The following is a 6,429-nucleotide window of genomic DNA, read 5'->3' as shown; positions in this document are numbered from 1 at the left end:
CCTCGGGATCAGGCCGCTGATCACCGCGATCACGGCCTGAGGCCGGCCCAGTTTGGGCTTCAAGGCCGACGGCCCTGTAAAGCCGTTTTTACACGGCCAAGACCCATCTCGGACATCAGATCGGTTAGCGTCCTGAGGTAGGTTGGGTGCCACTTCTCACTGGCCGTCCGTTCGCAAAGTGCTAGCTTGCGGGCATTGGCTGACGCGTTTCCTTCGGAGGCGTGACCGTCATGCCCCCCAAGGATGGCAATGAAATCGCGTCGCCGCATTGCTAGGAGGGGCCCCCTTGCTGCCGGTTCGACTGCCTGTTTTGCCGATGGCGACGAGAAGGGCTTCCGCATGAGGGAGGACCATCATGACCTTAAACGCTTCGATCGGGCGCAGACTGCTGCGCGCCGGAACCATTGCCGCGACCTTCGCCGCTTGGCCTGCAGTTGCGCAGCAGCCGGCGCCTCAACCCGCTGCCCCCGCCGTAGCCGCCCCAACTGGACCTGCCGCCGCTCCGCCCTGGGCTCAAGGGCGGCCTGAAGCGGCGATTGGGGTCCCGCTTGCGCCAATCGCACCGCCGCCAATTCCGACCGCCGCCGACAAGCTGCCGATCGAGAAGCTGAAGGCGCCGAAGGGCTTCAAGATCGAGCTCTATGCGGCGGGCGTAGGCAATGCGCGCACGCTGCGGCAGGGGGACAAGGGCACGGTGTTCGTCGGCAGCCGCTTGCTCGACAAGGTCTATGCCATCGTCGACAGGGGCGAAAAGCGCGAGGTCAAGCCGATCTACTCGGGGCTGTATCGGCCAAACGGCCTCGCCTTCAAGGACAGCGTACTGTACATCGCGGAGCTCTCCAGAATTTCGAAGGTCGAAAAGATCGAGGACAACCTCGACAACCCGCCAAAGCCGGTCGTCATCTACGACGACCTGCCGAAAGATGAGGCTCATGGCTGGAAGTTCCTCACCATCGGGCCGGACGACAAGCTCTATTTCCAGGTCGGCGCGCCGTGCAACATCTGTATGCCCTCCCCTGCCCATGCACAGATCCGCCGCATCAACCTCGACGGCAGCGGCGCGGAAGTCGTGGCGCGGGGCATCCGCCAGATTGTCGGAATGGACTTCAGCCCGATCACCAAGCAGCTCTATTTCACGGAAAACAGCCGCGACTGGCTGTCGGAAGACATCCCTGAAGACAAGCTCAATCGGCTCACCCAGCCCGGCAAGGACAACTTCGGCTACCCGTATTGCCACCAGGGCAACATTGCGGATCAGGAATTCGGGTGGGGTCACTCGTGCGACGAGTTTACCAAGCCGATCGCATTGCTGGGCCCGCATACGGCCGCGCTTGGGATGCGGTTCTACACCGGGGAGATGTTTCCGTCTGAGTATCGCAACGCGATCTTCATCGCGCGCCACGGCTCCTGGAATCGAACCAAGAAGATCGGCGGGGATATTGTTGTGGCAGAACTCAGCGAAGACGGTGCAGTGAAGTCGATCGAGCCGTTCATCACTGGCTTCATCGAGAATAACAACTATGTTGGGCGCCCGGCCGACGTGGAGTTCGTCAAAGACGGGTCGATGCTGATTTCCGATGACTTCAACGGCGCAGTCTATCGGGTCACTTACAGCAGCACCGTCGCACGTTGAACTCGAATCCCAGTTTGGCGATCGAGGGCGCCGCCGCCGCGTTCGATTTCTTTTGAGTCCATCCGAACCCTCGCCGGGACCAACCTGAACAACAGGGACATGCGTACATTACTGATCGCCCTGACGTTCATACATGCGATGGCAGTTCCTTGCCTCGCGGAAACGTTCCAAGAACGCATAGGACTCTGTCTTACCTGCCATGGCGAGAACGGCCAGTCGGACAATGTCGAGGTCCCTTCGCTCGGCGCCGAGCCAGCGCCCTTTGTCCTAATCCAGCTTTATCTATTCCGGGAGAAACAGCGTCGGGTTGAGCCGATGACCGATGCGGCCAAGGGTTTGACCGACGACGATTTACGTCAGTTCTCTGATTTTATGGCCAAATTACCCGCGCCGAAGCCACCTCAAGACAGTCCCGATGCGGCGCGAATGGAACGCGGCCGGGGACTCGCCCAAAGCTACCACTGTGGCTTCTGTCATAACCCGGATTTCTCGGGACGTGATAACGTCCCCCGGCTCGCTGCCCAGCGCGAGGACTACCTCGTCAAGGCCCTGCGCGAATACAAGAGCAATACGCGGCCCGGGTATGACGCCTCAATGGCCGAGGTGACGCAGCCGATCTCGGATGCCGAGATTCTTGATCTCGCGTATTTTATGGCGCGGGCGCAATGAAAAAGCGGGGCGGCCTCATCCGTTGCCCTAATCGGGAGACCAACATTTCCGGATGTGGCACCGAGGCCGACGCGGAATCGTTCGGCCGCCGTACCAAATAGATCGTCCGCCTGAGACAGACGTCCCTTCGTCTCATTCTGGATGGTCAATGGCTGCAGATCGGTGAGCCGGAGCCAGTTGCAAAGGGGATGCTTTCATGACGCGCATCGATGCAAACGGGATGATCTCGCGCGGAAAGTCGGAATAGCGCTCACGCCGAGTCCGACACGTTCACGCCCGATGGGAGCGGCGCCAACTGCGGGTACGCGTGCCATACGATAGTGGCGGCAAAAGATTACATTTTCACGGCCTACCCGAAGAGGTAAACGGGGACGATGTCCGCTTTTGGCACGGGTCGGAAGCGGCAGGTGCGACTCACCAAAGATCAGTAGTCGGTCGACAACACCGCACGCGGAGACGGCAATGCTGAGGGACGGCAACGGTAGTGGAGGCGGTCGGCCGAGCACACCCCGTAACGTGCTCGGTGAGCGGCTCGAAGTCTGCTCGATAAGCCCAATGACGGGGTTCTTTCGAGACGGCTGCTGCGACACTGGGCGAGAGGACATCGGTAGCCACACGGTCTGCGCCGTCATGACCGCCGCGTTTCTCGAGTTTTCCAAATCCCGCGGCAACGATCTTTCGACACCGATGCCGGAATTCGGCTTTCGCGGCCTGAAACCCGGCGACCGTTGGTGCCTCTGTGCTCCGCGTTGGCAAGAAGCACTCGAGGCGGGCCAGGCGCCCCGCGTGGTCTTGCGCGCCACACACGAAGGCGCTCTGGGCCACTGCTCGCTCGCCGATCTCAAGCGCCTCGCAGTCGACCTAGCCTGACTCCTGCACTTGCCGACGAGGTGATCGGATAGGCGAGCCGATGTCGGCTCCTGGGCCCTTCGCGTCATTTCGTTGCTGCGCAGCAATTAGGTCGCTTTCGGGGGCGGACATCGAACGGCACGCGAAACCCGTAGCGTCGGTCGAAAGTGACCCAGAGCGGTCATCCGCACGGTCTGTCCGTAGTGGCGTCCATATTCCAGCTCGTTGAGTTCCGTCCCACAAAGAGTATTGGCAGTCGGTGGAGAAACGGGCCCTCCTTCCTGAACCTTCGATTTGGCAGCGCGACATACGACAGGGGACATCGCTTGGCTGTCGTTCTTTTCAACCGAATTCGCACAATTGGAGGACTGCCATGAAATCTAATTTTGGAATCGCAATGGCAATGCTCGCGGGCGTCGCAATTGGAGCTATCGCGGTTCAGGGTCTCCACGCTCAAGGAGCTAAGCTGAAAGCCTACTCTGTCAGCGAGAGCGAAGTCCTCGATGCCTCAGCCCTAGCCGCATACCTGCCTGCCGCTCGCAAGGCAATAGATGCCGCCCATGGTCGCGCTTTACGCACCGCGGCCGGACGGGTTGTTCAAATAGAGGGCGGACCAGCCCCCAAGAGTGTGGGAATCGTCGAATGGGATAGCTTGGATGAGGCTGTGGCATTCTACAAGTCGAAAGCCTGGACGGACCTTGCACCCCAGCGTGAGAAGGCAGTCAAGGTCGCACAGAGGTACGTCGTCGAAGTCGAAAAGTAGCGTGGCCGGCAGGTAGCGCCAGAAACCTGTCCTAAACGCCTAGCGCGAGGCTGTCATGTTGACGGCCTCGGGTCGCAGTTCTGCGTCTGGCCCTTCGCGACATATTGCGGTGCCACGCGGTTTCGCTCGCAAGCGGGACGAAGCGGACATCGGATGTCGGTCATGATCGGTAGGGTTCGTCGCGAATGACCCCATTAGCAGACGTTAGGCTGTTCGCGCGGCAAGCCGTTAATGTGGCCGTGCCGCCTTGCTTTAAGCAAGTGGTTTGGCGACGTCGCGAACGCAATTGGCGAACGCTTGCGCGACCGGGCTCAGCATTCGACCCTTCAAGGTGAAGATTGCCGTTGGCAGGTGCCACCGCGGCAATGCGACGGGTAGTGCCTTCAGCAGATCGGCTCCGGGGCCGAACCGCAGCGCCGAGCCCGGCACTAATGTGAGATAGCGTCCGGTGGCGAGCAGGCTGATGCGCAGGTGTAGGGAGTTGCTGAAGATCGTTGCGGTGGGAATCGACAGTTTCGCAGATCGGAATGCTTCGACGAAAGGCGAACCGGATTCCGCTTCCAGCGTCGACAGGATCCACGGCACGTCGACGAGTTCTGAAAGCGTCAATTTGCGGCGGCGCGACCAGGAGCTCTGCGGGCCGGCGACGACGACGAGCGACTCGTAGAACAGTGGTTGCATTTCGATGTCGGAGTCAGGTGCCTCCGTCAGCAGTCGCGAAATAACGATTTCGCATTGACGTTCCCGTAGCAGGTTGAACTGATGCGACGCCGTGCCTTGTTCCAGCCTAACGCGCAGACGCGGCAGTCGTTTTGAGAGCCGCTCGATCGCTGCCGGCACGAGGCCGGCTGCCCACACCTCGGTGCACGCTATGCGCAGCTCGCCCGCCTGGGGATCGGTGAGAAACGCAATCTCCTCCACGCTCTGCCGAAGTTCGTCGAACACCGCAGTGCCGCGTTTGAGCAACGCCTTGCCGAACATCGTCGGCTCGATCCCGCGCGCGGTGCGGTCCAGCAGCGTCACTCCGAGCATGTGTTCGAGATTGGCGATGGTGCGCGAGATCACTGGCCGTGAGATGGCCAGGCGCTCGGCGGCCTTGGCCATACTGTTCTCCTCGACCACCGTCATGAAGACGTGGAGGTCGCGGGGCTTGAGAAATCGTCCGACCCTGTCCCAGCGCATGTCGACGTACCTAAATGGCTACCGGCCTGTCGAATAATCGACCTTGTGGATACCCCTGTTTTGGCGCCGACTCCAGCTCCGGGCCTGAACTTTCGGCCTGAACCCGCTCGAAGCAGGAGGTGGCGATGAGGGCCATTGGCATCGTAGCTGCAGCTCTGGTCGTGGTGATGGGCGCCACCACCGCCGGGGCCGCCGAAATCACCGTTCTGAGCACGCCCACCATGCAAGGCGTGCTCACTGATCTTGCGCCGGTGTTCACACGCGCGACCGGCCATACGCTTGGGCTCACCCTTGAAGGCGTCCCGGCGCTCAAGCGGCGGATCGAAGCGGGTGAGACGTTTGATGTGGCGCTCTTGTTGCCCGCGGCGATCGATGATCTTTCCAAATCTGGCAAGATCGCCGTCGGCTCGCGCTCAGATATTGCCCGCACGGCCGCCGGGGTTGCGGTCAGCGCGGGCGCGAAGAAACCTCCGGTCGGCACCAGCGAAGACCTGAAGCGAACGCTGCTCGCGGCGAAAACAATCTCCTATTCGCGCGACAGCGCGAGCGGAAGCTATTTCCTTCATCTGCTTGATCGCCTCGGAATCGAGACCGAGGTGAAGCCGAAGCTCTTAGCGGTTACAGGGCGGAGCCCCGTCGAGGCCGTCGCGCGCGGCGAAGCAGAGTTGACCGTGATCACCGTGCCGAACATCGTCGACGTCGAGAGCGTCGCCCTCGCAGGGTTGATTCCGGAAGAGTTGCAGAACTACACCACCCTCAGCATTGGCGTCAGCGCCAACGCCAAGGAGCGTAAAGCCGCCGAGCAATTGATCGCATTCTTGCGCTCGCCCGCCGCAGCCGCCGCTATCCGGAGCAAAGGATTGGAGCCTATTGTCCCCTGAAGCCTTGTTCTGGGGAGGACGGTCGTCGCTTGCCCGGTCGTGTTGCCTTTTGACCTTTTCATGAACCATGTTCGGAAATTTGCAATATGCTCGTCACGGTTGTTGCGGTGCTTTGCCATTTTTCAGTTCAACACTGCACCGAGGTAGTCGTTACAAATTCGAACTTGGACGCCGGTATCACTTTTCAGGGCGGCTTAACTGGCGGCCAAGCAGGTCTAGCCCAATGGAAGAGTGCTCACTCAATCTACCGGTCTGACGACTGGCATATCGAGCGGTACAAATGCGTCGCCGGGCTTTACGTGTCGAAGGCCAAGATCTGACTGGAAGATCGTCCGACAGACAAAGCCGATAGGACATGTCTCCTCTTGGGCCCTTCGCGTCATTTCGCTGCCGCGCAATAAGTAGGTCACTTTTGGGGAGGAGCAGACATCGAGCGGCAGCGGAAACCAGCA

Annotated in this window: 7 protein-coding genes; 5 read left to right on the top strand and 2 right to left on the bottom strand. The window is 60.7% G+C overall.

Going from position 1 to position 6,429, the window contains the following annotated elements; all coding sequences use genetic code 11:
- Positions 1-355: 355 nt before the first annotated feature.
- The 4 genes from AC629_RS43265 to AC629_RS43250 all read left to right on the top strand — a co-directional run bounded on the left by AC629_RS43265 (position 356) and on the right by AC629_RS43250 (position 3,914).
- On the top strand, positions 356-1,633 hold the full coding sequence (locus tag AC629_RS43265; protein ID WP_210419222.1) for a PQQ-dependent sugar dehydrogenase: 1,278 nt from the start codon (positions 356-358) through the stop codon (positions 1,631-1,633).
- Between the two features lie 99 nt (positions 1,634-1,732).
- Positions 1,733-2,302: a c-type cytochrome gene (locus AC629_RS43260; protein ID WP_084810703.1), complete on the top strand. Its 570-nt coding sequence runs from the start codon at positions 1,733-1,735 to the stop codon at positions 2,300-2,302.
- Between the two features lie 462 nt (positions 2,303-2,764).
- Positions 2,765-3,172 carry a DUF2237 family protein gene (locus AC629_RS43255; protein ID WP_084810702.1) on the top strand — a complete coding sequence of 136 codons (408 nt, stop codon included), beginning with the start codon at positions 2,765-2,767 and terminating at the stop codon, positions 3,170-3,172.
- Positions 3,173-3,524: 352 nt separating this feature from the next.
- The gene (locus AC629_RS43250; protein ID WP_084810701.1) at positions 3,525-3,914 is read left to right on the top strand and encodes a DUF1330 domain-containing protein; all 390 of its coding nucleotides are present in this window, start codon (positions 3,525-3,527) and stop codon (positions 3,912-3,914) included.
- Between the two features lie 252 nt (positions 3,915-4,166).
- On the opposite strand, the gene AC629_RS43245 is transcribed toward AC629_RS43250, so the two are convergent.
- Entirely contained in the window at positions 4,167-5,096 is a 930-nt protein-coding gene (locus tag AC629_RS43245) for a LysR family transcriptional regulator (RefSeq protein ID WP_084810700.1), read from the bottom strand.
- 167 nt (positions 5,097-5,263) lie between these two features.
- Here AC629_RS43245 and AC629_RS43240 point away from each other — a divergent pair, with 167 nt between their 5' ends.
- Complete coding sequence (locus AC629_RS43240) at positions 5,264-5,977, top strand: molybdate ABC transporter substrate-binding protein (RefSeq protein ID WP_168195745.1); 714 nt, start codon at positions 5,264-5,266, stop codon at positions 5,975-5,977.
- A gap of 239 nt (positions 5,978-6,216) precedes the next feature.
- Here AC629_RS43240 and AC629_RS48045 read toward each other — a convergent pair.
- On the bottom strand, positions 6,217-6,429 hold a 213-nt coding region (locus tag AC629_RS48045), incomplete at its 5' end, for a hypothetical protein (protein WP_210419221.1).

The sequence above is a fragment of the Bradyrhizobium sp. NAS80.1 genome, assembly GCF_001908205.1.
Taxonomy (GTDB): Bacteria; Pseudomonadota; Alphaproteobacteria; order Rhizobiales; family Xanthobacteraceae; genus Bradyrhizobium.
Note: the sequence above shows the minus strand (reverse complement) of the source record. Positions and strands in the feature narration are given on the sequence as shown.